Source organism: Blautia sp. CAG:257 (assembly GCF_000433815.1).
GTDB classification, from domain to species: Bacteria; Bacillota; Clostridia; order Lachnospirales; family Lachnospiraceae; genus Blautia_A; species Blautia_A caecimuris.
This window is the reverse complement of sequence record NZ_HF999046.1, coordinates 25,704-47,764: the sequence shown is the minus strand read 5'-3', so window position 1 is coordinate 47,764 and position 22,061 is coordinate 25,704. Positions and strand designations below refer to the sequence as shown.

Sequence of the window (22,061 nt, the reverse complement as noted above, 5' to 3'; positions counted from 1 at the left end):
CTCCTTTTATTTGCTCAGCTGATTTTCTACAAGATCCACAGAAACCAGCGTTGATACACCCTTTTCCTGCATGGTGATACCATAAAGCCTGTCTGCTGCGTTCATGGTTCCACGCCTGTGTGTAATTATAATAAACTGTGTATTTTTCGTCAACTTCTGAAGATACGAAGCAAAACGTCCTACATTGGAATCATCCAGGGCCGCCTCAATCTCATCCAGCAGACAGAACGGAGACGGTTTCAGATTCTGGATAGCAAAAAGAAGGGCTATGGCAGTCAGAGCCTTCTCTCCGCCGGAAAGCTGCATCATATTCTGCAGTTTTTTGCCCGGTGGCTGGGAAATGATCTTAATCCCTGCTTCCAGAATATCCTCATCCTCTGCAAGCTCCAGCGTTCCTTTGCCTCCGCCGAAAAGCTCCTTAAAGGCCTTGTCAAACTCTCTCTGGATATCATGAAATTTTTCTGCAAACTGTCTGCGCATTCCTTCATCCAGCTCCTGGATAATACTTTCCAGAGTTTTTTCTGCCTGTACCAGATCCTCATACTGTCCGGAAAGGAAGGTATGTCTTTCCAGAAGGTTTTTATATTCTTCAATGGCATTGACATTTACAGAACCAAGTCTGCGGATCTCATCCTTGATCCTGGAAATATTTTTTTTCATTTCCTGTCTGTCATTAAGCTCCTCTTTTCTGTGAGAAAGAGCACTGTTTGGAGTGATCTCATATTCCTCCCACATATAGGAAATCTGACTTTCCCTCTGCTCTTCCACTTTTTCCTCCTGGCTTTTCAGGCGGAAACACTCCTTGTCAAGAAGTGAGGTTCTTTCTGATAGCTGATCCCGTTTTTCAAAAAATGCCTTGTGGCTTGTATTTCTCTCTTCCTTCTGCTGCTGTTTCTCTTCCTTCTGCTCCTGAAGTTCCTGATCCAGCTTTTCACAGGCCTCCACCGCGTTTTTCAGATTCTGGATTCCCTCCTGCCTGTGCTTTGTCTCTTCTTCACTTTTCTTGAGATTTTCTTCAAGCTCACGGCTTTCTCTCTGAAAGCTTTCCATCTCTCCTAAAAGACGGATCATGTTTTCCTGAAGAAAGTGTTCTTTCTGAGACAGAGAGGATTCTTCCAGACGAAGCTCCTCCAGCTCCTTTGTTTTGGATGCTTCCTCAGCCTTCCATTCCTCCAGTTCTTTCTGTTTGGTTTCAATAAAGGTTTCCAGTTCCTTCTCATCCCTCTGAGAAGCCTCCAGTTCCTTTGCAATGCTGGAATGATCTGCCCTGATCTCCACTGCCTGACGGCGCAGCTCTTCCTTTTCTCTGTCAATCTGGCCGTAGCTTTTCTGAATATCAGCTTCCTTTTCTTCCAGCTGCTTCAGATTCATTCCGGCTGTATTCTGTTCCACATACTGCTGTCTTAGTTTTTCCTGGAAATCCGCAATCGCATCTCTCAGAACATTTCTCCTGCTGCGATTATCTCCGATTTCCTTCTGAAGCTCCTGAAGCTCTTTTTTCAAAAGCTCCACACTGCGCTCCAGCTCCTCGATCTCTCGTCTTCGTCCAAGGAGATTACTGTTATTTTTAAAGGCTCCACCTGTCATGGAACCGCCGGGATTTAAGGATTCTCCTTCAATAGTAACCATACGGAGGCTGTGCCTGTATTTTTTTCCAATAGCAATGGCATGATCAATATGATCCACTACCAGAACCCGTCCCAGAAGGTACTGTACCAGCCCGCTGTACTGAGCTTCTGCCTGAACCAGCGTATCTGCTGTTCCGATCACGCCTTCTTCTCTCAGCACTTCTCTTTGAGAAATACCGCCTCTTCCGCTCATATTAGACAAAGGAAGAAAGGTAGCCCGGCCAAAGCGGTTTTTCTTCAGAAATCCGATCATCCTTTTAGCTGTCTGTTCATTATCTGTGACAATGTTCTGAATGCTTCCTCCAAGAGCAGTCTCAATGGCGATCTCGTAATCTTTTTGTACATGGATGATGTCTGCCACTACTCCGTGGATTCCCGGTTCTCTGCTTTTTTGTTCCATTACGCGGCGAATACTGTTTCCGTATCCGTCATACCGCTCTGTAAGATTTTTTAAAGATTCCAGGCGGGAGGACTCTCTGTGATAGGCTGCCTGGCCGTTCTCCATCTGTCTGCTCTGATCCTTCAGTTTTTCCTGAAGCTTCTGAACCTCACCATCCAGACGCACACACTCTTCATTCATAGAAGCGATGGTATGGGTTACGCTGTCATATCTGGACTGCGCTTTGCTCTTTTCAGATGCAAGAGACTCCTCTTCTGTTTTTAAACGAAGGATGCGCTGGCTGACAGCAGCCTTACGGATATCCAGCTGCTCCATCATTGCATCGAAACGCTGGGCCTTTCCTTTGGTGGTGGCACGGCTGTTCAGGATTTCAATAATCTCATTTTTTCCTTCTTCTACAGCTGAGGTACATGCTGACACTTCAGCCTGAATGGTTTCCAGCCGATTGTTTTCTTCTTTCAGGCGGTTCCGCTGCTCTCTCAGGTTTTCATGAAGAGCTTCCTTTTCCTGTGTAAGGGTTTCTTTTTCCCTTTCACGTTTTTCCAGTTCTTCCTTCAAAACGCCCAGACGGTTCCGGTAATGATCACTGTTCTGCCGTCCTGCATGGATCTGCTCTTCCAGAATCTGGATCTGGCTTTCATACTGCTGTCTGGAAAGAACATTCTGCTGCTGCTTTTCCTTCAGCTCTTCAAGTCTTGTATTCAGAGTCTCCAGTTCCTGTTCCAGACGCTCATATTCTACCTTGGTCTGTTCATACGCCTCTTTTGTCTCAGAAAGCTCTTCCTGTGCTCTTTCTGACTTTTCTGCCAGCTCTTTCAGAATATGCCCTGTTTCCTCATAATCCAGAAGAAAAAGATTTACATCCAGATCACGAAGCTCTTCTCTTTTTGTAAGATAGATCTTTGCTGTTTCCGACTGCTTTTCCAGAGGTTCCAGCTGCCTGGTCAGCTCGGTCAGAATATCTGTCACACGTACAAGATTCTGGCGTTCTTCCTCCAGCTTCTTGATCGTAGTATTTTTTCTCCGTTTAAACTTTACAATTCCCGCAGCCTCGTCAAAAAGCTCCCGTCGTTCCTCCGGCTTTCCACTCAGGATTTTATCAATCTGCCCCTGACCGATAATAGAGTAACCCTCCTTACCGATACCGGTATCATAGAACATTTCCTGAATATCTTTCAGACGACAGTGGCTTCCATTGATCAGATATTCACTTTCTCCGGAACGGTACAGCCGTCTGGTAACCGTAACTTCATTAAAATCCACCGGAAGCTTATGGTCGCTGTTATCCAGGGTAATGGCAACTGAAGCAAAGCTTAAAGGTTTGCGGAGCTCTGTTCCGGAAAAAATAACATCCTGCATATTTCCGCCGCGGAGCTGTTTGGCACTCTGTTCGCCCAGCACCCAGCGGACCGCATCGCCTACATTACTTTTTCCACTGCCATTTGGTCCTACAATACCTGTGATTCCATTATGAAATTCAAAATTGATCTTCTGGGCAAAGGATTTGAATCCGTGTACCTCTATGTTTTTTAAATACATATTTCACCTTTACTGTTTGATTTTCCGGAGCGCCTGGTAGGCTGCAGCCTGTTCTGCGGCTTTTTTCGTATGTCCGGCGCCGTTTCCTGCGAGAATACCGTTGATCCTTACCTCAACTTCAAACTGCTTGTTGTGATCCGGTCCGCTTTCTCCGGTAAGCACATATTCCACCGGCTGCTTTCCGTCCTCCTGCACAAGCTCCTGGAGGATTGTCTTGCTGTCGTAAAAAAGCTGTTTTCTCTCTATATCATTCAGAATGAATTTCAGCACAAATTCCCTGGCTCTCTCAAAACCGCCGTCCAGATAAATTGCGCCCAGAAGCGCCTCTGTGGCATCCGAGACAATGGAATCACGCATTCTTCCTCCTGTCATATCCTCTCCCCTTCCCAGAAGAAGATATTCCGGCAGTCCAAACTGTCTTGCACAGTAGGCAAGACTGGGTTCACATACAAGGCTTGCTCTTTTTTTTGTCAGCTCACCTTCCGGAATCTGCGGAAAACGGGCATAAAGCACATCACTGCTGATCAGCTCCAGAACAGCGTCTCCCAGAAACTCAAGTCTCTCGTTGCAGCCCAGCTTTCCGAGCTTTTTTTCATTGGCGTAGGAGCTGTGTGTCAGCGCCTGACGCAGTAATTTTTTATTGCGGAACCTGTAGCCGATCTTCTGTTCCAACTGATCCATAATCTTTCCCTCTTTCTGTTAATTCTCCTGATGGCCTTCCGGCTTTGCAGGAGGCTGAATCCGCTCTGCGATTTTTTCATTGATTTTCTGCTGTTTAAACTGAACGCACTGGAAAACCGCATTTTTAATCTCCACCGCTTTTGCGCTTCCGTGAGTCTTTACCACAAGTCCTTTCAGACCCAGAAGAGGCGCGCCGCCGTATTTCGTTGTATCAAAATCCTTCAGAGTTTCTTTCAGAGCAGGCTTGATCAAAAGCGCTCCTATTTTACTTCTGAGATTCTTCATCATGCCCCCCTTGATCTTTTTGATCAAAGAGCCGCTGACGCCTTCATAAAGCTTCAGGATCACATTTCCCACAAAGGCTTCACACACGATTACGTCTGCATAGCCGGAAGGAATGTCTCTTGCCTCAATACTTCCGATAAAATTAATGCCTTCCGTTTCTTTCAGAAGCGGGAAGGTCTCTTTTACAAGAGCATTTCCTTTTTCTTCCTCTGCCCCGTTATTGACAATGGCAACTCTGGGATTTTTGATTCCCACAACCTGTTCCATATAAATGGAACCCATTTTTGCAAACTGAACCAGATGAGAAGGTCTTGCGTCCACATTTGCCCCGCAGTCGATCAGAAGGCTTACGCCTTCCATGGTAGGGATCAAGGGAGCCAGAGGAGGACGCTCTACTCCTTTGGCTCTGCCCACAAGCACCTGTCCGCCTACAAGTACGGCTCCGGTGCTTCCGGAAGAAACAAAGGCGTCTGCCTCATGTTTTTTTACAAGATTCAGCCCCACAACAATGGAAGAATCCTTTTTTTTGCGGATTGCAAACACCGGAGGCTCTGCTGTTTCGATCACCTCCGAGGTGTGTACGATCTGTATTCTTTCTTCAGGATACCCCTGATATTTATTCAGTTCCTTTTTAATTACGTCTTCAAGTCCGGTAAGGATCACAAAAATATCCTCACGTTCCTTTACGGCTTCTACGGCTGCCTTTACAGGTTCCTCAGGTGCATTGTCGCCTCCCATGGCATCCACAACTACTTTTACTAACTCTGCCATAATACGCCTCCTGTTAAAATTTCAAACTTTATCATACTAAATCTAAAGGGGTAAAGTCAAGAGATGTCAGAAAATTATAGGCTGTTTTGCAGATTCTCTCCATCCAGCACAGCCTCTGTAAGTCTGTCCCCCTCATAAGTCAGCTTCAGCGAAAAGAACGGAGCGTTTTCCTTCAGCAGTCTCAGAAAGATCTTATCACCCTCCCAGAGATTCAGATTCAAAATGTCCTCCTTTTTCACCCATTCCAGGACGCCTTCATCGCAATCCTTCATCTTTCCGGTAAAACCGTCCGCTGTATAAAGGCACATATATTCTGTTCCATAATTTTTCTGTGTAAAGGTGACGATTCCCCGGAATTTCCAGGAGGTCAGAATCAGTCCGGTCTCCTCATATGCCTCCCTTAAAAGACACTCCTCCGGACTTTCTCCCTCTTCAAAATGTCCCCCGATACCAATCCATTTATCTTTGTTTACATCATTTTTCTTTGATACTCTGTGGAGCATCAGATATGCTTCTTCTTTTTCTACATAACAAAGTGTTGTCATGGGACTTTTTTTCACTGCCCTGCACCTCCTGTAAAAGTTTATTTCCTGTTCTGTGCTTCTATTTTTTCCGCAAGATCATTCAGGTAAACCCAGCGGTCCATTTTTTCTTCCAGAAGAGCCTCTGTCTCCTCCTTCTCCTTTGTCAGCTCATTGAGCTTTCCGGAATTTGTGGCGTTTGCCATAATATCCTGATCCAGCTTTTCGATCTTTGCTTCCAGCTTCGCAATGTCCTCATCAATGGTATCGTATTCTCTTTGTTCCTTATAAGAAAATTTAAGCTTTGCGGGCCGATTTTGTTTCCAGGTCTTTGCAGAATCCTTTTCTCCGGAATCAGCTGCATCTCCGGTTTCCTTAAAATTTTTACTGCTTCCGCCGCCCTTTTTCCCGGAACCGGAATCACTGCTGTCTCCGAACCGTCTCTTTTTCGCTTCCAGATAATCCGTATATCCGCCCTCATACTGTGTAAGATTTCCGCTTCTGTCAAACTCAAAAATCCGGTCTGCAATATTATCCAGAAAATACCGGTCATGAGAAACAGCGATCACAATTCCCGCAAAAGAATCCAGATAATCCTCCAGAATAGTCAGTGTGGGAATGTCAATATCATTTGTAATCTCATCAAGAAGCAGTACGTTTGGAGCTGCTGCAAGCACTTTCAGAAGATACAGGCGCTTCTTCTCTCCTCCGGAAAGCTTTTCTATCGGCGCATACTGCATGGAAGAATCAAACAGAAACTGTTCCAGAAGTTTTGCGGCGCTGATCAGCCCGTCCTTTGTAGGAATGTACTCTGCAACATCTTTGATATAATCGATCACCCGCTGGCTGGTGTTCATTTCCTCAATTTCCTGAGAAAAATAACCGATCTTTACTGTTTCTCCAATTTCCACTTCTCCGCTGTCCGGCTGTATGATCCCTGCAATTATTTTAAGAAGCGTGGATTTCCCGCAGCCGTTGGGCCCGATAATTCCCAGCCGCTGATTTTTCAGCACAATATAGTCAAAATCCCGGATGCAAACCTTATCTCCAAAGCATTTGGAAATATGATGAAGCTCTATGGTCTTTTTGCCCATTCTTGTCTCTACAGAGTCGATCTCCACATTTTTATCGCGGACAGGCGCAGTGCCGTTTTTCAGCGTCTCCAGACGGTCAAGCCTTGCTCTCTGCTTGGTGGTTCTTGCACGGCAGCCCCGTTTTGCCCATTCCAGCTCCATTCTGAGAATGCTCTGACGTTTTCTCTCTGATGCCAGCTCCATTTCTTCTCTCTCGGCTTTCATTTCCAGAAACTGAGAGTATTTTGCCTCATAGGTATAAATTTTTCCATGGCTGAGCTCCAGGATCTTATTTGTAACACGATCCAGAAAATACCGGTCATGGGTTACCATGATCACTGCTCCCTTAAAACGGTTCAGATAATCTTCCAGCCATCCTGCCATTTCATTGTCCAGATGGTTGGTAGGCTCATCCAGAATGAGAACGTCTGCCGGATTGATAAGAACTCTTGCCAGAGCAACTCTTTTTTTCTGCCCTCCGGAAAGATGGGCAATCTCTTCCTCATGATCCACAATGCCCAGTTTATTCAGGATCATATGAGCATCTGTTTCCGGATTCCAGTCCTGCTCTTGTTTTCCTGCAGTAACATAAGAAAGAATCGTAGCTCCTTCAGGAAATTCCGGATGCTGGGACAGACAGGAAATACGCAGTCCGTTCTGCATGATCACCTGTCCCTGGTCTGGTTCCTCTGTTCCTGCCAGAATCCTTAAAAACGTTGTTTTTCCCGTTCCGTTGATTCCGATCAGGCCGATCTTATCACCCTGATGAATTCCCACTGAAATGTCATCAAAAATCACTTTGTCACCGTAGATTTTACTGATATGTTCCATATTTAAAATATTCATATATTAATCTCTCTGTACTTTCTTATTTATTTTACTGTAAATACCCAAATTGAAAAGATGTATCATGCTCTCCTGTATTTTTATGATTTTTTTTTCTCATTTTCCGCCTTGGGAAACTTTTTCAAATAGTAGATCACAAACAGCACTGCAGTGATCCCCCAGGATACCGGATAGCTGAGCATAATTGTCTCAATTCCCGGAAAAACAGGAAGAACTGCCAGCATCCAGGTGATCCTCATAATGCACACACCGCCGCAGGTCAGGATCACAGGTACAAGCACTTTTCCAGCTCCCCGGAGCGCGCCGGAAAGAATTCCGATGGCAACATAGAGGAAATAGGACGGCATCAGATAACGCATCATATAAACGCCGATCTCCACCACCTGATGATCAGTAGTAAACAGTCTGTACAATGGCTCTGCAAAAACAATCAGAAGCCCGCTGAGCAGAAATGCCGAGCTGTAGGACATTCCCAAACATACCCGCACACTTTTCCGCATTCGTCTTGTTTTTCCTGCGCCGTAATTTTGTCCCACAAAGGTAGTAATTGCAATGGAAAAGGCATTGACCACCATCCAGAATACTGCATCAATCTTTCCAAAGGTTCCCCAGGCAGCTACGTAATCGGTTCCCAGCCTGTTTACAAATACCTGGATCACAATATTTGCCACACAGTACATGGCAGCTTCAATGCCTGCCGGAATCCCGATCCGAAGTATAGATTTTAGTGAAACCCCGTAAAAACGGATCTTTTTTATTTCCAGCCGGAAAAATCCATGATCCTTCATCAGCATTCCCGTAACGAGAACTGCGCTGACCCCCTGACAGGATACTGTGGCAATGGCAACTCCCCGAACTCCCATTCCAATAGCCACCACCAGAACAATATCCAGAATAATATTTAAAATACAGGCAACTATCAGAACATATAGCGGCCGTCTGGAATCACCCATTGCCCGAAGCACAGAGGCGCCCATATTATAGACAAGATTAAAAACAATCCCCATAAAATAAATATGAAGATAGGTTCTGGAATCTGCCATCAGCTCAGCCGGTGTATTCATTGCTTTCAGAACTGCATCTGACAGAAAGAATCCTGCCGCTCCGATGATCACTCCTGCCGCCAGAGAAAAAGCATAAGAGGTATGTACGGTTTTGTCCAGATTTTTCCTGTCCTGGGCGCCGAAAAACTGAGATACAACAACCGCAGCTCCGGAAGTAAGACCTACAAACACCTCAACAATCAGGTTTACAATCTGATTGACCGATCCTCCTACTGCGGCCAGCGCTTCCTTACCCACAAAACGACCGACAACAATTGTGTCGGCCGTATTATAAATCTGCTGAAAAAAAGTTCCGAATACAATCGGAAAGAAAAATAATAAAAGCTGCTTCCAGATCACACCCTCTGTAATCTGATTTCTTTTGTTCATATTCACTCTCCCCCGAGATAAAAAATTCCTCTGCTATGCAGTATAGCAGAGGAATTAGTGAAAATCAATTTTTTGTTAGTTTAATATTTTGAGATTATGTGAGTGTTTCGCATATCCGCTGCGGGAAATTTCCATCTGAAGTTCTCTCAGACGGTTCTCCTTATGCCGGAATGCCTCAGGAGCATCCTGAAAACGGCAGCTGCTGCAGATGCTTCCAAGCTTCATCATTACAGCTCTCTTTGCATATCCTACAGCAAGACTTATTTTCAGATATCCATATAAAAGACAACAACCGGCTTTGTGGAAAATTCCGTTTTCATACCGGGAATGGATTCTCAGATAAGCGGCCATACAAAATACAAGAATCACAGCAAAAGAAATAATTGAAATCTGTTCTGCAAACGTCATGATCACCGACCTCCTTTAAAGAAGCATCTTTATTGTTGTCTATATACTAACTCTTTGCTCCGTAATTGTCAATCTTTTTATTGTTAAATAAATATTAATCTGATTTTATCTGCTGATGTGAACAGGTGATTTTTATTTTTCCATTCCTGATAAGTTCATTTCACATCATTATCCTGAATCAGATACTGTTTCCAATGGCATCAATAATCTCTTTGTAGTCCAGGTCCTCCAAACCATTTCCTGCAGTAGAGGGATAATGGATTACATTATTCCAGTTTTCCGTAACAACACTCCATTCCTCTTCATAAGGCGCAAACAAAACCAGCCGCTTAGATGAGTCAGAAATCTGCCCCGGACATTGCTCATCTCCCCACCAGGAAGTCAGCTCTCCAAAAGATTCTGCCATCCCAGAAGGATAGCAGGGAGATTTTTTTCCATATCCCAGCTTATGTGTAGGAGCATCTGTCCATACTACAATTATATTTCTTCTTTTATCGCCTCCCGGAGTCCATTTTGACTTAATTGCATATCCCAAAGCCTCCAGACCGTCCTCCGGTGTATCCCCGCCTCCTTTTGCATGAATACTTTTTACACACCTTTCAAAATCCTTCGACTGTTCAGGCAGCCGGAAAAAATCAGTTGTCATCATTGCAGAATCACCATCTGCCAGATAATCCCGAAAAGCAATAACCCGAATCCGCATTTCGTTAATATGCTTTCCTTTTCTCTCCATAGCCGCTGTCACATCATGGTAAAAATTCAACGCATTATTTTTTACCGTATTGATCACCGGACGCATACTGGCTGTTGCGTCAATACAAAATACCATGTCTACATTATACTTAAATAAATAATTTTCTCCCATTCTCTTTTCTCCCAACGTATCTTTTTATGCTTTTAGAATCCGTATCATTACTGGCTGACATCATTCTTATAAATCTTCCGGTTTATAAAAATACTTGCAGAAATCCTCCGACTCTTTTTCCTTGTGAATAATTACTTCTGTTTTTTTATCAAAAGTCACTGTATCCTCTTCTTCCCATTTCAGTTCTTCCGGCATCTTTATTACCTTTGTCCCACATTTTCCGCAAAAATTTGAATCCTCTTTCAGCCTTGCTCCGCAATATCCGCAAAACATATCGTCCTCTCCTTTTTATCTTATAATTTTATTTATTTTATAAATCTATTTTTACTGCAAGTCTCCTGCCGTATAAAAAAACTCCTCTCCATTACCAATGTTTTCCTCACTTTTTTCACTTACGTTTGATATTAAATGCAGTATCAGCTTTGATGAATTTTCCCGATCAGGATCCAAATCCTCCCATTTTTCAAGAAATTCTGCAAGGCTGATGCGTTTTTCCGGATCAGGCACCAGCATTTTTTCCAGGATCATCCTGTTCCCGGAATCTGTAATATGGCGCAGTCTGACTTCCCCTTTGTCAAGAAGGGCCTCAAACACATAATGATATTTATCGTGATCGAAATCCGGCAGTTCTCCTGTCAGAATCTGATGAAAAATCAAACCCAGAGCAAAAACATCAATTTTGACAGACAACCGTTTATCTTCATCACCTATAATAGCCCGGGCCGTTTCCGGCGCAAAATATACAGGATCCCCATGAATTTCTTTATTAGCGGGAAGAACCTCGCTTTCCCAGAAACAATTATCAAAATCAATCAGCTTTGCCGTCACTGCTCCTGATTCCAGGCGCTTCAGGAGAATATTCTCAGGTTTCAGATCGCCATGCACGATTCCATTTTCATGAAGTCTGTAAACACTGTGTGCCAGTATTCTGCATAATTTCAGTTTTTCCTGCTCGCACAAATTTCCGATAGTTTCCCATCCAATTCCACGAATTTTTTCCATGGTCATGTAATACTTGGTTCCACACCTGAAAAACTCACAGATGTTTACCAGATTTCCATCGGAAGCTTCATTCAGCGTGCTGTATAAGGAGACAGATCTGTTTTCGTACTTCTCACAGATTTTTCTTTTGCGCGCTGTCATTTCAGGTCCAAAAATACTTTCATCTACCGGATAGACCGGCGCCAGAAACTCCTTGATAAAATAATCGCATCCGTTCTTTTTGGCAAATGCCCATTTTGAAAAACCACTGTTGTCGGTCTTTAAATCGCCGTCAATGACATATCCGTTAATTACTTTCATTTTTAATTTTCCTGATAAGCTTCATATTCCAGCTTATATTCCTTCCATTCACTTAACAGTCTCTCTTTTCCACTGTCTTCACAGGAATATTTCTGCTCTAATTCCTGTAATCTTGCAGAAAAGTAATGTTTCATATGGCCAAAACTGCCGAATCCTGCCGCATATATACACATGGTATAGTCATCTCCGGATATTCTTTTTAACAGCTGATCCATCTCTTTTTTCCATTGTTCCATGCTTTCTGATCTTTTCATGGTTTTCAAAAGAAAACGTTCAAATTCCATCGGAGAACGAAGATAACCAAAACATCCGTCGGTTGCCGAAATAATCAGTGCAGGCAGCTGTTCTATACCTGTTCTTCGATTTAAAACATAAGGATGGGAAGCAGAGATCACATTTTTCATGGGTGCATCCTCGGAAAGATTTTCCAGTGCATCCGTATTGGCAATATCATCCACAGTCACCTGATGCAGACCGCTGCTGTCCAGAATATATCCTCTGGAATCTCCTGCCCAGATAAATTCAGTCACTAAAGCATTTGATTTCCAGGGAGCAATCAAAACCAGTGACAGCGTAGATGGAAATTCCTTCATCAGATTACCTTTCAGCATACTTTTTCCACTTCCAAGCTCAGAACATGCCTTTAAATATCGATCTATCCAACGTTTCAGCTTTTTTACCTCTTTAGATCCGAAACACGCTCTCAGATCGTCCGGAAGGGCAGAAAACCATCTGCGGGACACTTCGGCAAGCACTCTGGAAGCCACATAGGCTCCACTGTGTCCTTCAAAAAATGGATATACCTTAGCACCGCTGCCTCCGCTTCCATCAAAAACACCGATGATTCCTTTTTCCCTGTCTATGTCAAAAAAGAAGCTGTCCTCCCCTTTTCCCGACACTTTTTCTCTGGTCAGGCAAAAGCAGTAATCTGTCACGGTTCTGAAATCCGATTTTCTGTTTCCGTCATTACAATCCTGCTTTTTTGTTTTATTGTTCATCTGAACTGTAATCCTCCTGACTATATCCGTCTGAAGATATGACTTCCTGTTCGCTTTCCGGTATTTTATCTTCATCTGTCATTCTTTCTGTTATTTCTTCACTTTCTGCCTCTCCGGCATCAAAAAAATCTTCTTCAGCTGTATTCATATCCAGATCTTCTCTTATTTCAGCTATCTGACCTTCCAGTTCATTCATCTGCTTTTCCTGCGCTTCAATCTGTTTTTTCTGAGCTTTCTGTTTTTCTGCAATGCCCTTATATTTTCTTTGTTGTTCCTGAATATGGGCTTCCAGCTTTTCCATTTGTTCCAGTTTCTGTCCCAGATTATCGTTTCTCCTCTGCAATGCTCTGATATAAATACTGCCGGACAAAATCAATACTGCAACACAGATTATAATTGATACTTTCACTATTCCGGATATACCGGATACTTTTTTCTGTTTTCTTCCGTTTTGCTTTAATTTTCTCTTTGTATCCTGAAAATCAAAGGGCGAACTCTCCGGATTTTCCGGCCGGTAAAATATTTCGTCCTCCTCTTTTGACTTTGTATCGGACAAATTCCTGTCTGTTTTTAATGTTTTCTCCAAAGGCTCTTCCTTTTCTTCTTTATCTGAAATAAAATCAAGAGAAATCCCTTTCCATTGGGGCAAAGTCGTCTGCTCACTTCCGCAAAAAGGACATATTTTTTCGCCGTTTTTTATTCTTTCACCACATGTTCCACAATACATATCATCCTTCCTCATCTTTCCATGCCACATACCTGACATCTTTTTTCACTTTCATCATTCCTGCCGTCACAATAGCTGCATTTCCATCCACAGTCAGTCGGAATATATTGATATATCACTTTTACCTCCATTGTCTTTTGTGACAGAGAACCGGCTGACGCAGGAACCAATGCCGATTTCGTACCATATACAATTCCGGTCTTTATCGGAACTTCTGTTTTTTTAATCTTCTCTTTTTCGTCTTTTATTACCTCACAGCAAAATGCCTCAAGACTCTTTTCTGTTTTCTCGACTATATCCTCTGTTTTTTCACTGTAATACAATGCGCCGGAGTCTTTTTCCGATCCTCCGGACTCACCTTTTATACAAAATTTTACAATAAAAACCGATACCAGTACTGCCAGACAGACTACAATTAAAATTTCCATACTGTTCCCCTCTCAACCTTCAACCTGTTTGTAAACCTTATTTTGGGATATCATTTATTCTCTTTCTTTCCTTTTTGTCTTATTAATTTTATTTTTTTCATTACCTTTTTTCAATCTGTGGCAACTGATAGGGGCAGATTATTTAAAAAACAAAATTTTTTAAACACCTTAGTTCCCATATTTTTAAATAGGAAATCCACCAGTCTCGGATTGATGACTGATGGATTTTTTATAATTGAATTCTATTTCATTATACCGGCAGAAGTGGGACTTTTTATTTATTACTTTCCAGGAGAAAAGCTTTTCCTTAACAAAAAAACAGAACCCCTTTCAGGATCCTGTTTTTTACGTTTTCATTAATCTTCAACTTTAATGATTTCTTTCTTATTGTAGCTTCCGCATGCTTTACAAACTCTGTGAGGCATCATCAGGGCGCCGCATTTGCTGCATTTTACCAGGTTCGGAGCACTCATCTTCCAGTTTGCACGTCTTTTATCGCGTCTTGCTTTAGATGTTTTGTTCTTTGGACATATGGACATAGGTTACACCTCCTTAAATTTACTAAATATATCACTGATAGCTGCCATGCGGGGATCCTTCGGCTCCTCTGCGCATCCGCAGGGACCGTCGTTGAGGTTTTTCCCACACTGGCTGCAGATGCCTTTGCAGTCGTCTCTGCAGAGGACCTTCAAAGGCCAGCTCATCAGTACCTCAAGATAGACCAACCGGTCCACATCCAGGTCCATTCCTGTGAGATAGTTACTTTCATCCAGATCATTGACCCGTTCCTCATCCGTAAGCTTCATATCCAGCTTGCGCTCAATATGACATGGAATGTCAATCTTAACCTGTTCCAGACAACGGTCACAGGGAATACCCACTGTCACACATGTATTGCCGGTCAGCTCAAGAACCTTATTTCCGGTATTCGTGATCACCAGATCTACCGGTTCTTTTTTTAATACAGGAAACTCGCCCATCTGGAAAGAAACTGTTTCCATTTCCAGCTCTGTGCTTATCTGTATTGTCTTTCCTTCACAGGATGTAACATCTGATAAATGAATCTGCATAATTATCTCCTATTCACACTTAATCAATTATACATAGGAGGGCTTCCTTTGTCAAGGATTTTTACCTTCTGTTACGACAATTCTGTTATTTTTTGTCAAAAATGTCCGGAGGGCAAAAGCAAAAACCTTTTTTACATTTCTTCTGGTTAGATCCTGTCTTCATATCGGGCAAGATTTTTTCGGTTTCTATTCCATCTTTCTCTAATTCCTCCAACGCTGTACACATATTCGTCCTGCCGCCTTTACTCTCCAATACCTGACTAATGAATTCCTGCGACTCTGTAATCGCACCGATTACAAGGTCTGTCTCCCAATCTTGATTCTGATATATTTTCCAAAATACATATTATTGATTATCAGTAATCCAAAACAGTGCCATATAAAATAGCTTTCCCTGAATCATAAGAAAAACTCACCCCTTCCGGGGTGAGCCTTCTTGGAAATCTTATATAATCACAACTGTCTTTTTATACAAGGGCAACTGTCTCTCTGCAGATTGCAAGCTCCTCATTTGTAGGAATTACCGCAACCTTAACCTTGGAATCCGGTGTGGAGATCACGATCTCCTCGCCGCGTTTTTTGTTGATCTCTTTGTCAATGGAGATTCCCAGGTATCCGAGATAGGAGCATACGTCTTCACGTACAAGGTTATCGTTCTCACCGATACCTGCTGTAAATACGATCGCATCCACACCATTCATAGCTGCAACATATCCGCCTACGTATTTTGCAATACCGTATCCAAGAGCCTCTCTTGCATTCTTTGCGTCTACATTGCCTTCTGCCGCTGCATCTTCCAGGTCACGCATGTCGCTGGAAAGTCCGGACATTCCGTACAGACCGGATTTTTTATTCAGAACATCCATAACGCCTGCGATATCCAGATTTTCTTTCTTTGCAATAAACTCCATGATAGCCGGATCAATGCTTCCGGAACGTGTTCCCATGATCAGACCCTCAAGAGGAGTCATACCCATGGAGGTATCAATACATTTACCGTTTACAACTGCGCTGACAGATGATCCGTTGCCCAGGTGGCATACAATAACTTTTGAGTTTTCTTTGTCCAGGCCCAGGAATTCAACAGCACGTTTGGAAACAAAGCTGTGGGAGGTTCCATGGAAACCATATCTTCTGATCTTGTAGTTTTTGTAATAGTTAAGCGGCAGACCATAGAGATATGCTTTCGGCGGCATTGTCTGATGGAAAGCAGTATCAAATACGCCAACCTGCGGTACGCCAGGCATAAGCTCTGAGCATACACGGATACCGATCAGGTTTGCCGGATTGTGAAGAGGAGCAAGGTCGTTGCACTCTTCTACTGCTTTGATCATCTCATCTGTGATCACTGCAGAAGAAGCAAATTTTTCTCCACCGTGTACAACGCGATGACCGATTGCGTCTACTTCTTTCAGGCTCTTAATTGCGCCTGTCTTTTCATTTGTAAGAGCGTCCAGAACCATCTGGATTGCCTCTTTATGTGTAGGCATCGGAGCTTCTGTGATCTCTTTTTCTCCGCCGGCTTTTTTGTAAACCAGTCTTCCGTCAATTCCGATTCTCTCGCAGAGACCTTTTGCAAGAACTGCCTCTGTATCAGAGTTGATAAGCTGATATTTTAAGGAAGAACTTCCACAGTTAATTACCAATACATTCATGATTTTTACTCTCCTATTCTTTGTATGTACTACGATCCATAATCAAAAACAGCCTTGACAAGACTGCACGCACCACCGGAAGAAGTTTTATTTGTCCTCTGCCTGGCACTGTACAGCAGTGATTGCTACAACACCAACAATATCATCTGCTGAGCATCCTCTGGAAAGATCGTTTACCGGTTTTGCAATACCCTGAGTAACAGGTCCGTATGCTTCTGCTTTAGCAAGACGCTGAGCCAGTTTGTATCCGATGTTTCCTGCATCCAGATCCGGGAAGATAAGAACGTTTGCTTTTCCTGCAACCTCGCTGCCAGGAGCTTTGGAAGCGCCTACGCTTGGAACGATAGCAGCATCAAGCTGGAATTCTCCGTCCAGTTTCAGTTCCGGATGCTCTTCTTTTGCGATTCTGGTAGCCTCTACCATTTTGTCTACATCTGCATGCTTTGCGCTGCCCTTTGTGGAGTGTGAAAGCATGGCAACGATCGGCTCTTCCTGTACCAGAAGCTGGAAAGATTCTGCAGAAGAAGCTGCGATTGCAGAAAGCTCTTCCGGTGTAGGATTCTGGTTCAGACCGGAATCAGCAAATACAAATGCGCCGTTTGCACCGTACTCACAGTTCGGAACTACCATCAGGAAGAAAGCAGATACCAGCTTGGTTCCCGGTTTTGTTTTCAGGATCTGCAGACACGGACGAAGTGTATCTGCTGTAGAATGGCATGCACCGGATACCATTCCGTCTGCGTCGCCCATCTTAACCATCATAACACCGTAATATGGATACTGTGTGTGAAGGATCTCTTTTGCCTTCTCCGGTGTCATGCCTTTTTTTGCTCTCAGCTCAACAAATTTGTCAATGTAAGCCTGAGTTCTGTCAGAAGTTTCCGGATCAACAATAGTAGCTCCGGAGATATCGAATCCGCCTTCTGCTGCTTTTGCCTTAATAGTCTCCTCATTACCGATCAGGACGATCTTGGCAACGCCCTCTTTCAGAATCTTGTCAGTTGCCTCAAGAGTTCTCATATCCTCTGTCTCTGGCAGTACAATTGTTTTAATGTTTTCTTTTGCTCTTTTTTTGAGCACTTCAACAAATCCCATGATTAAAATGGCTCCTTTCATTATTTGGCCTGACGGCCCGATGAGACGCTTCTGTAAGCATCTCACAGATAAGTTTATTATACCCCCTGCACTCCCTTATTTCAAGCATTTCCCACTGATAATTCATAATCAGAAGGTATTTTTTAAGGTGCAATTTTTTGTTTTTAAAGGATTTGTCCAGTCAAAAGCTGTTTCGTTTGTTTCACCGGAAAATCTGTGATAGAATAGAACCTACAATATTTTCAGAAAGCCGGAGAAATCATATGAACGTTACGGGAATCATTGCAGAATATAATCCCTTTCATCTGGGTCATCTGCACCAGATCGCTTATGTAAGGGAAAAACTGAACTCTGATTATATCATTGTTGCCATGAGCGGAGATTTTGTTCAGCGGGGAACCCCTGCCCTTCTCCCTAAATACATACGGGCCGAGGCCGCCCTTCTGTGCGGCGCAGATCTTGTACTGGAGCTGCCTGTACAGGTTTCTTCTGCCAGTGCGGAATTTTTTGCAGGAGGAGCTGTTTCTCTTCTTAACGGATCAGGGGTCGTGGATCAGTTATGTTTCGGAAGCGAAGAGGGGTCTGTGGAGGGAATGCAGCTGGCCGCCCGTATTTTAAACGAGGAGCCGCAAGGCTTCCGTGATCTTCTGAAAAACAGCCTGAAGCAGGGAATGTCCTTTCCCGCAGCCAGAAGCCAGGCTCTTGGCAAGTATCTTTGCACGTTACATTCTTTGAGCGAAAAAAATCTGTCCGCCTTTTCGGACACCCTTCTCTCCTCTCCCAATAATATTCTGGGAATCGAATACTGCCGCGCCCTTCTCAGACTTAACAGCACCATCAAGCCAGTGACACTGAAACGGGAAGGCTCCGGGTATCATGACCTCACTTTAAAAAACAATCAGGCTCCTTCTGCATCTGCAGTCCGGGCTTTTCTTTCAGAAAAGAGCGGCCGGACTCCTTCATCCGACAGTGTTAAAGATTTTTCTGTTCTGGAAAACATGCTTCCCGCTGCCTCCCTGCAGCTTCTGAAAAATGCATTTTCCAGACAGGAATTTCTTACAGAAAACGACCTTGACCTGATTCTGCACTACTGTCTTACAGGACAAACATCAGAAGAGCTCAGTAAATATGCAGACGTTTCTCCTGACCTTGCAGCGCGGATCATCAACTGCCTGAATGATTACAGAGGCTTTTGTCAGTTTACAGAACTTCTGAAAACAAAGGAACTGACACATACAAGAATCCAGAGAGCTCTTCTGCACATTCTTCTTCAGATCAGAGAAACCCCTAAAGAGCTTTCTTTCGGCAGGGTTCTGGGATTCAGAAAAAGCGCCTCCCCTCTTTTAAAAGAAATAAAAAAAAGAGGAACCATTCCTCTGGTGACCAAGCCCTCTTCATCAGCGAAAACATTTACTGCGGATGAAAAAAAGCTGCTGGATACCAATACTGCAGCCTCCAACATATACGAAAGCCTGATCTGCCATAAAACAGGGCGGGCCTTTGTTCACGAATACCAGAAGCAGATGATTCTGATTCCGTAAAGTACAAAAGGGGTGAAAACGAAACATGTCGTTTTCCCCCTTAAAATCTGTAAGCATCTCATAATTTCTGATGCTTTGATCTTTTTTCACGTTTTCTGACTTATCTCAGTTTCCGCACTCAATACTGATCTCATTAAACTTCTCAAGAATGTCATCAATACTCATGGCAGCCTTTTCCTCATCTGCACAATCGATCACACTTTCTCCCTGATGCATCATCAGAAGCCGGCTTCCATAATCTACCGCATACCGGAGATTATGAGTAACCATGATCGTTGTCAGATGTTTTTCTTTTACAATTTTGTCCGTAAGCTCCATAATAATCTCTGCTGTTTTTGGATCCAGAGCTGCTGTATGTTCATCAAGGATCAGAAATTCAATAGGAGTCATCGTTGACATGAGAAGAGCCATTGCCTGACGCTGTCCCCCGGAAAGAGAGCCCACCTTTACATGCATTTTATCTTCCAGTCCCAGATTCAGAGGTCTCAGAAGCTCCCGGTAATATTCAACTCTGTGTTTATTCACGCCTCTTCCAAGTCCAAAGCGTTTTCCTTTATTGTCTGCCAGGGACATGTTTTCCAGAATGGTCATGGACGGGCAGGTTCCAAGAGACGGATTCTGGTACACACGGCCGATTTTTTCGTTTCTTTTAAACTCTTTTGCATTTGTAATATCCCTGCCGTCCAGAAGGATATTCCCTGACTCTACCGGAATACTGCCGCAGATAATATTCAGCATGGAAGTTTTTCCCGAACCGTTGCTGCCCACCACAGAAAGAAACTCTCCATCCTTAACTGTAAGGTTAAAGCCTTTGAACAGGCACATTTCATTGACCGTTCCCGGATTGTAATATTTATAAATGTTTTTTAACTCAAGCATCGATCTTCACCTTTTTCTTTCTTTCCATGCTGATCAGAAGCACGATCAGAAACAGCGCTGCTGTAATAAGCTTCATATCCTGGGGTTCAAAATTTCTCATTGCAACAGCAGTACATGCCTTGTAAAGAACAGAACCAAGAATCACCGCCGCAGTTGCCCTGATAAAGGTCAGCTTCCGGAACAGGCTGGTTCCAATAATAACACTGGCAAGGCCTATAACCACCGCGCCGGTTCCCATGGAAATCTCAAACACTCTTTCCTCCTGACAGAAAATACATCCGGCCAGAGCGATCAGTCCGTTTGCAATAGCAAGACCCAGGATTTTTACATTTCCCTGATCCTTTGCAAGGGAAGTCACCAGCTTCTCATTGTCGCCCACTGCTCTTAAAAGAAAGCCGGATTTGCTTTTCATATAAAAGTCAAGTACCAGCTTTGTGATCAGCGCAAGAATCACGATCACGATCAGTGTGGCATAGGGCTTCACAGCCTCCGGAAAAAGATTTTCCAGAAAGCTGTTTTTAAAAATAGTTTCTTTGGAAAACAGAGGGACATTGGAGCTTCCTGCTATGCGGAGGTTAATGGTCCACAGCGCGGTCATCATGATAATACCGGATAAAAGATCCCGGACCTTTCCCTTTACATGAATCAGTCCTGTACATGCTCCGGCCAGCGCTCCTGCTGCAAAAGCTACCGGAAGGGTCAGATAGGGATTTACGCCCTTTGCGATCAAAGCTGCGGTTACTGCAGCCCCCAGGGGAAAGCTTCCGTCTGTAGTCAGATCCGGAAAATCCAGTATTTTATATGTGATATAAACGCCCAGAGCAAGAATACCGTAGATCAGTCCCTGCTCAATGATCGTGATAATAAAATCCATGGCCTTTCAACCTCCATAAAAATCTTTGTTACGCTTCTGTAATCTCTTCAAAAACCTCTGCAGCCGCCTCAGTCATTTCCTCCGGAATCTCGATCTCCAGCTTTTCTGCCGCCGCAGTATTCACATACAGAGATGCCTCTTCAATCGTTTCAAAAGGAAGCTCAGAGGCTTTTTTCTCACCCTTTAATACCTGCGCAGCCATTTTTCCGGTCTGTTTTCCAAGCTCAATATAATCAAGTCCCTCTGCTGCAAGGCAGCCCAGTTTTACCTGTTCGATCTCGCTTCCGAATACCGGAATTTTTTTCTCATTTGCCATTTCAAGGATTGTGGGAAGGGATGAAACAACAGTATTATCTGTAAGGTTTGTCATACAGTCAACCTTTTCCAGAAGCGACTGCGCAGCCAGTGGAATATCCGCGGTTGTTGCAATTCCCGCTGTCTCGATCTTAAAATCATATTCTCCGGCAAGCTCCTCATATTCCTTTACTGCCGCTTCAGAATTCGCCTCGCTTGTGGTATACATGATTCCAATGGTCTCTGCTTCTGGAAGCATCTGGCGGATCATTTCAAGCTGCTGCTTTACCGGAAGCTTATCGCTTGTTCCTGTGATCTCACCTACAGGGTTTCCCTCATCATCGGCAAGCTCTGCTGCCAGAGGATCTGTAACTGCTGTATAAATAACCGGAATACCTGCGTCCATTGCTGCATTATAAAGACTCTGGGCGCTTGGAGTGGCAATTCCCACCATAAGATCCACTTTATCCGCTGCAAACCCGTCAGAAATCTGTCCGCAGGTTCCCATATCTGCTGCTGCATTCTTATATTCTACGGTAAGATTTTTGCCCTCTTCAATGCCTTCCTCTTTCAGTCCTTCCAGAAAGCCCTCTCTGCAGTTGTCCAGAGATCCATGCTCTGCAAACTGCTCGATCCCAATAGTATACTCTTCTTCCGCATAAACCGTTACTGTTCCTGCCAGTGTCATTGTCAGTAATGCTGCTCCTAATACCTTTGCTGTTGTTTTTGTTTTCATGTTGTTTTCTCC

General features: G+C 43.7%; 21 protein-coding genes. 1 reads left to right on the top strand and 20 read right to left on the bottom strand.

Translation table 11 applies throughout. From position 1 onward, the window contains the following. Positions 1 to 6: 6 nt before the first annotated feature. The 17 genes from smc to pta form a co-directional block, all read right to left on the bottom strand. The gene (gene smc / locus QVP40_RS06470; protein WP_022067662.1) at positions 7 to 3,567 is read right to left on the bottom strand and encodes a chromosome segregation protein SMC; all 3,561 of its coding nucleotides are present in this window, start codon (positions 3,565 to 3,567) and stop codon (positions 7 to 9) included. A 9-nt stretch (positions 3,568 to 3,576) separates the two neighbouring features. Continuing rightward, positions 3,577 to 4,248 carry a ribonuclease III gene (rnc, locus tag QVP40_RS06465; protein WP_022067661.1) on the bottom strand — a complete coding sequence of 224 codons (672 nt, stop codon included), beginning with the start codon at positions 4,246 to 4,248 and terminating at the stop codon, positions 3,577 to 3,579. 18 nt (positions 4,249 to 4,266) lie between these two features. Further along, positions 4,267 to 5,304 (bottom strand): phosphate acyltransferase PlsX, encoded by a 1,038-nt coding sequence (plsX, locus tag QVP40_RS06460; protein WP_022067660.1) that lies wholly within the window; start codon positions 5,302 to 5,304, stop codon positions 4,267 to 4,269. A gap of 74 nt (positions 5,305 to 5,378) precedes the next feature. Beyond that, on the bottom strand, positions 5,379 to 5,864 hold the full coding sequence (locus tag QVP40_RS06455; protein ID WP_022067659.1) for an NUDIX hydrolase: 486 nt from the start codon (positions 5,862 to 5,864) through the stop codon (positions 5,379 to 5,381). Positions 5,865 to 5,887: 23 nt separating this feature from the next. Then, complete coding sequence (locus QVP40_RS06450) at positions 5,888 to 7,744, bottom strand: ABC-F family ATP-binding cassette domain-containing protein (RefSeq protein WP_022067658.1); 1,857 nt, start codon at positions 7,742 to 7,744, stop codon at positions 5,888 to 5,890. A gap of 80 nt (positions 7,745 to 7,824) precedes the next feature. Further along, the gene (locus tag QVP40_RS06445; protein ID WP_022067657.1) at positions 7,825 to 9,177 is read right to left on the bottom strand and encodes an MATE family efflux transporter; all 1,353 of its coding nucleotides are present in this window, start codon (positions 9,175 to 9,177) and stop codon (positions 7,825 to 7,827) included. Between the two features lie 75 nt (positions 9,178 to 9,252). Continuing rightward, on the bottom strand, positions 9,253 to 9,585 hold the full coding sequence (locus QVP40_RS06440; protein ID WP_022067656.1) for a hypothetical protein: 333 nt from the start codon (positions 9,583 to 9,585) through the stop codon (positions 9,253 to 9,255). Between the two features lie 178 nt (positions 9,586 to 9,763). Beyond that, complete coding sequence (locus QVP40_RS06435; RefSeq protein WP_022067655.1) at positions 9,764 to 10,450, bottom strand: vWA domain-containing protein; 687 nt, start codon at positions 10,448 to 10,450, stop codon at positions 9,764 to 9,766. A gap of 66 nt (positions 10,451 to 10,516) precedes the next feature. Further along, the gene (locus QVP40_RS06430) at positions 10,517 to 10,723 is read right to left on the bottom strand and encodes a zinc ribbon domain-containing protein (protein WP_022067654.1); all 207 of its coding nucleotides are present in this window, start codon (positions 10,721 to 10,723) and stop codon (positions 10,517 to 10,519) included. Positions 10,724 to 10,774: 51 nt separating this feature from the next. After that, positions 10,775 to 11,752 (bottom strand): protein kinase domain-containing protein, encoded by a 978-nt coding sequence (locus QVP40_RS06425; protein ID WP_022067653.1) that lies wholly within the window; start codon positions 11,750 to 11,752, stop codon positions 10,775 to 10,777. 2 nt (positions 11,753 to 11,754) lie between these two features. Beyond that, positions 11,755 to 12,750 (bottom strand): protein phosphatase 2C domain-containing protein, encoded by a 996-nt coding sequence (locus QVP40_RS06420; RefSeq protein WP_022067652.1) that lies wholly within the window; start codon positions 12,748 to 12,750, stop codon positions 11,755 to 11,757. Then, the gene (locus tag QVP40_RS06415; RefSeq protein WP_022067651.1) at positions 12,740 to 13,477 is read right to left on the bottom strand and encodes a zinc ribbon domain-containing protein; all 738 of its coding nucleotides are present in this window, start codon (positions 13,475 to 13,477) and stop codon (positions 12,740 to 12,742) included. Before QVP40_RS06415 ends, QVP40_RS06420 begins: the two co-directional genes overlap by 11 nt. Positions 13,478 to 13,488: 11 nt before the next feature. Further along, on the bottom strand, positions 13,489 to 13,905 hold the full coding sequence (locus tag QVP40_RS06410; RefSeq protein WP_022067650.1) for a hypothetical protein: 417 nt from the start codon (positions 13,903 to 13,905) through the stop codon (positions 13,489 to 13,491). 356 nt (positions 13,906 to 14,261) lie between these two features. Then, entirely contained in the window at positions 14,262 to 14,444 is a 183-nt protein-coding gene (gene rpmF, locus QVP40_RS06405; RefSeq protein WP_022067649.1) for a 50S ribosomal protein L32, read from the bottom strand. Positions 14,445 to 14,447: 3 nt separating this feature from the next. After that, positions 14,448 to 14,975, bottom strand: coding sequence for a YceD family protein (locus tag QVP40_RS06400; RefSeq protein ID WP_022067648.1), 528 nt, complete (start codon positions 14,973 to 14,975; stop codon positions 14,448 to 14,450). A 467-nt stretch (positions 14,976 to 15,442) separates the two neighbouring features. Further along, entirely contained in the window at positions 15,443 to 16,630 is a 1,188-nt protein-coding gene (locus QVP40_RS06395) for an acetate/propionate family kinase (RefSeq protein ID WP_022067646.1), read from the bottom strand. A gap of 87 nt (positions 16,631 to 16,717) precedes the next feature. Further along, the gene (pta, locus tag QVP40_RS06390) at positions 16,718 to 17,725 is read right to left on the bottom strand and encodes a phosphate acetyltransferase (protein ID WP_022067645.1); all 1,008 of its coding nucleotides are present in this window, start codon (positions 17,723 to 17,725) and stop codon (positions 16,718 to 16,720) included. A gap of 263 nt (positions 17,726 to 17,988) precedes the next feature. On the opposite strand from pta, the gene QVP40_RS06385 reads away from it, so the two are divergent. Beyond that, on the top strand, positions 17,989 to 19,266 hold the full coding sequence (locus tag QVP40_RS06385) for a tRNA(Met) cytidine acetate ligase (protein WP_022067644.1): 1,278 nt from the start codon (positions 17,989 to 17,991) through the stop codon (positions 19,264 to 19,266). Positions 19,267 to 19,371: 105 nt separating this feature from the next. On the opposite strand, the gene QVP40_RS06380 is transcribed toward QVP40_RS06385, so the two are convergent. The 3 genes from QVP40_RS06380 to QVP40_RS06370 are packed head-to-tail and all read right to left on the bottom strand — an operon-like array spanning position 19,372 to position 22,049. Continuing rightward, positions 19,372 to 20,145 (bottom strand): ABC transporter ATP-binding protein, encoded by a 774-nt coding sequence (locus QVP40_RS06380; RefSeq protein WP_022067643.1) that lies wholly within the window; start codon positions 20,143 to 20,145, stop codon positions 19,372 to 19,374. Next, entirely contained in the window at positions 20,138 to 21,019 is an 882-nt protein-coding gene (locus tag QVP40_RS06375; RefSeq protein WP_022067642.1) for an ABC transporter permease, read from the bottom strand. The genes QVP40_RS06380 and QVP40_RS06375 overlap by 8 nt, the downstream gene beginning before the upstream one ends. A gap of 28 nt (positions 21,020 to 21,047) precedes the next feature. Beyond that, positions 21,048 to 22,049, bottom strand: coding sequence for an ABC transporter substrate-binding protein (locus tag QVP40_RS06370; protein WP_022067641.1), 1,002 nt, complete (start codon positions 22,047 to 22,049; stop codon positions 21,048 to 21,050). Positions 22,050 to 22,061: the final 12 nt, after the last annotated feature.

Excerpts from the sequence above, each read along its gene's own strand:
- smc (WP_022067662.1), bottom strand. The coding sequence starts at position 3,567 with ATGTATTTAAAAAACATAGAGGTACACGGATTCAAATCCTTTGCCCAG.
- rnc (WP_022067661.1), bottom strand. The coding sequence starts at position 4,248 with ATGGATCAGTTGGAACAGAAGATCGGCTACAGGTTCCGCAATAAAAAA.
- plsX (WP_022067660.1), bottom strand. The coding sequence starts at position 5,304 with ATGGCAGAGTTAGTAAAAGTAGTTGTGGATGCCATGGGAGGCGACAAT.
- QVP40_RS06450 (WP_022067658.1), bottom strand. The coding sequence starts at position 7,744 with ATGAATATTTTAAATATGGAACATATCAGTAAAATCTACGGTGACAAA.
- QVP40_RS06445 (WP_022067657.1), bottom strand. The coding sequence starts at position 9,177 with ATGAACAAAAGAAATCAGATTACAGAGGGTGTGATCTGGAAGCAGCTT.
- QVP40_RS06440 (WP_022067656.1), bottom strand. The coding sequence starts at position 9,585 with ATGACGTTTGCAGAACAGATTTCAATTATTTCTTTTGCTGTGATTCTT.
- QVP40_RS06435 (WP_022067655.1), bottom strand. The coding sequence starts at position 10,450 with ATGGGAGAAAATTATTTATTTAAGTATAATGTAGACATGGTATTTTGT.
- QVP40_RS06430 (WP_022067654.1), bottom strand. The coding sequence starts at position 10,723 with ATGTTTTGCGGATATTGCGGAGCAAGGCTGAAAGAGGATTCAAATTTT.
- QVP40_RS06425 (WP_022067653.1), bottom strand. The coding sequence starts at position 11,752 with ATGAAAGTAATTAACGGATATGTCATTGACGGCGATTTAAAGACCGAC.
- QVP40_RS06420 (WP_022067652.1), bottom strand. The coding sequence starts at position 12,750 with ATGAACAATAAAACAAAAAAGCAGGATTGTAATGACGGAAACAGAAAA.
- QVP40_RS06415 (WP_022067651.1), bottom strand. The coding sequence starts at position 13,477 with ATGTATTGTGGAACATGTGGTGAAAGAATAAAAAACGGCGAAAAAATA.
- QVP40_RS06410 (WP_022067650.1), bottom strand. The coding sequence starts at position 13,905 with ATGGAAATTTTAATTGTAGTCTGTCTGGCAGTACTGGTATCGGTTTTT.
- rpmF (WP_022067649.1), bottom strand. The coding sequence starts at position 14,444 with ATGTCCATATGTCCAAAGAACAAAACATCTAAAGCAAGACGCGATAAA.
- QVP40_RS06400 (WP_022067648.1), bottom strand. The coding sequence starts at position 14,975 with ATGCAGATTCATTTATCAGATGTTACATCCTGTGAAGGAAAGACAATA.
- QVP40_RS06395 (WP_022067646.1), bottom strand. The coding sequence starts at position 16,630 with ATGAATGTATTGGTAATTAACTGTGGAAGTTCTTCCTTAAAATATCAG.
- pta (WP_022067645.1), bottom strand. The coding sequence starts at position 17,725 with ATGGGATTTGTTGAAGTGCTCAAAAAAAGAGCAAAAGAAAACATTAAA.
- QVP40_RS06385 (WP_022067644.1), top strand. The coding sequence starts at position 17,989 with ATGAACGTTACGGGAATCATTGCAGAATATAATCCCTTTCATCTGGGT.
- QVP40_RS06380 (WP_022067643.1), bottom strand. The coding sequence starts at position 20,145 with ATGCTTGAGTTAAAAAACATTTATAAATATTACAATCCGGGAACGGTC.
- QVP40_RS06375 (WP_022067642.1), bottom strand. The coding sequence starts at position 21,019 with ATGGATTTTATTATCACGATCATTGAGCAGGGACTGATCTACGGTATT.
- QVP40_RS06370 (WP_022067641.1), bottom strand. The coding sequence starts at position 22,049 with ATGAAAACAAAAACAACAGCAAAGGTATTAGGAGCAGCATTACTGACA.